The organism is bacterium (assembly GCA_040755795.1).
Lineage (GTDB): Bacteria > UBA9089 > CG2-30-40-21 > CG2-30-40-21 > SBAY01 > JBFLXS01.
On sequence record JBFLXS010000530.1, the window covers coordinates 1 to 2,385 of the forward strand.

At 37.0% G+C, this 2,385-nt stretch carries 2 protein-coding genes; both read left to right on the forward strand.

Annotated elements, in window-relative coordinates; all coding sequences use genetic code 11:
- Nucleotides 1–864, forward strand: an 864-nt coding sequence (locus tag AB1414_19300) for a PfkB family carbohydrate kinase (GenBank protein ID MEW6609560.1), incomplete at its 5' end; no start/stop codon positions are given.
- Nucleotides 865–1,340: 476 nt separating this feature from the next.
- Nucleotides 1,341–2,063, forward strand: a complete 723-nt coding sequence (gene cobI / locus AB1414_19305) for a precorrin-2 C(20)-methyltransferase (protein MEW6609561.1) — start codon at nt 1,341–1,343, stop codon at nt 2,061–2,063.
- The last annotated feature ends 322 nt before the right edge of the window (nt 2,064–2,385 follow it).

Below are 2,385 nucleotides of genomic sequence, written 5' to 3' on the forward strand. Positions count from 1 at the left end.
TCAGTAAAAACACCTTTTGGCGAAGTAAAGAATGCCCTTGGAGGCTCAGCGGTATATTTTTCATTAGCCGCAAGTATTTTCACTCAAGTGAAATTAGTCGGGGTTGTTGGAATGGATTTCCCGGATGAAGCTCTTTTACTTCTAAAAGAAAAAGGAATTGATTTAAATGGGTTACAAAAGATAAAAGGAAAGACATTTCATTGGAAAGGAGAGTATCATTACGATTTGAATGCGGCAATTACGATTGATACTCAATTAAATGTCCTTGAAAACTTCTCCCCTGAAATCCCTTTAGAATATCAAGATACTGAATTTATTTTCCTGGCTAATATTGACCCTGATTTGCAATTAAATGTGCTCCAACAATTGCACTCACCCAAATTAGTCGTAGCGGATACAATGAATTTCTGGATTGAACGAAAAAAAGATGCCTTATTGAAACTCCTAAAAAAGATTGATATAATCGTATTAAATGATGGGGAAGCAAGACAATTAACCAATGAACCTAATTTAATCAATGCGGCTAAAAAAATACTCTCATCAGGTCCTAAACAAGTCATCATTAAAAAAGGTGAGCATGGTTCATTAATGGTTTCATCCTCAAATTTTTTCTCTGCCCCTGCCTATCCATTAGAATCCATTTTTGACCCAACTGGTGCGGGCGATTCATTCGCAGGTGGATTCGTTGGATATTTAGCCTCTCATAAAAACTTAAGAGAACCAGAAATGAAAAAAGCCATTATTTATGGGACTACTATTGCTTCATTTACCGTAGAAGATTTTAGTATTAATAAATTAATTAATTTAACTAAAGATGATATAGAAAAAAGGTATCGTCGAATTAAAAAAATTACGCATTTCTAGTGTCGTGTTGAACAAATAACGCACGGAATTTGATTGTAGTAACTGGTAATTAAATACCATTCACCAGTTACCATTTAACCAATTACAAGGAAAACTCTCAAGAAGTAAGAAGTGGGAAGTCCGAAGTTAATATAAGAGGAATCAACTTCTTTTCTTACTTCTCACTTTCTACTTCTCACTTCCTGCTTAAAAAAGCTGCGGGTAAAGAAAATTTGTCTGTTGGACAAAACCAATAAAATCAACATTTAATTTTATCCAATAGTGTTCCGAATTGGAAAGAAGAAACGCTCATGCCCCTACAGGGCACAAATGACGATGAAAAATAATAGCACGCTGATGATGCGGATATTCGCGGATATAAGATAGGAGATAGAAGGTGGGAGATGGAGAGATAAGCGTGAGGAGTGGTGTTTTGTTTACTTTCTACTCTCTACTTTCTACTCTCTACTTCCTATTTTCAGAAGAACTGCTTAAAAATGACAGGTAAAATTTATGTAATTGGCATAGGTCCTGGTGACCCTGAATTATTAACCCTTAAGGCTGTCCGAATCCTCAAGGAGGCACCCTGCATTTGTGTCCCCAGAGGCAAAGAAGATGGCAATAGTTTGGCTTTAACAATAGTTGAAAAGGCAATAGACCTCCAGGGGAAAGAGATAATCCCTGCCTATTTTCCTATGAGAAAAACCCGGGACAGTCAGAAATCAGGACAGGACGAGATTGAGTCCAGATGGAACGAGACAATTGAAAAGATATTGAACAGGATAAACAGGGGAATGGATGTTGCTTTTATTACCCTTGGTGACCCGACAATTTACAGCACTTTCTTTTACCTATATCCCAGGTTGCTTGAGTTATCTGATGAGATAGTAACAGAGATTATTCCGGGGGTCTCATCGATAACAGCGGGAGGAGCTAAGGCTAAACTGCCGTTGGCTCTGGGTGATGAAACACTGATGATTGTCCCGGCAAACTATATGTCTCGCGTAAAAGAGTTACTTCTGCGGTTTGACACCATAGTTTTAATGAAGGTTAATAAGGTCTTTGATGAAGTGGTGATACTTTTAGAAGAAATGGGGACTCTTGATAAGGCAATCTATGTCTCGCGGGCTGGGATGACGGATGAAAAAATAATTAGAGACCTCAAACAGGTTAAGGAAACAGACCTTGATTATTTTTCCTTAATCATAGTAAAAAAATGATTGGTAGTGTCGTGTTGAGTAAGTTTTGCACGGGGCATCATCAGGTTTCGTAACCTACAAACGGATAATTGGTAATTGGTAACTGGTTAAATAGATTTGTCGTCAGCTCAGCCAAACGGTATTTAATTACCAGTTACCAATCACCAGTTACCAGAATCAAATCCCGTGCGTTATTTGTTCAACACGACAGTAGTATTATCAGCAATTCTCGGTGAAAATAAGAAATGGGTATTTATGAGGGTTTTTCGGGATTATGAAATATATTTTTCGTAAAGATTTTTGTTTTTTGAAAAAAATATAGACTTTTTATCTTAAATGTGGT

Bases quoted from the DNA above. Each gene is read 5' to 3' on its own strand.
- cobI (MEW6609561.1), top strand. From the start codon at position 1,341: ATGACAGGTAAAATTTATGTAATTGGCATAGGTCCTGGTGACCCTGAA.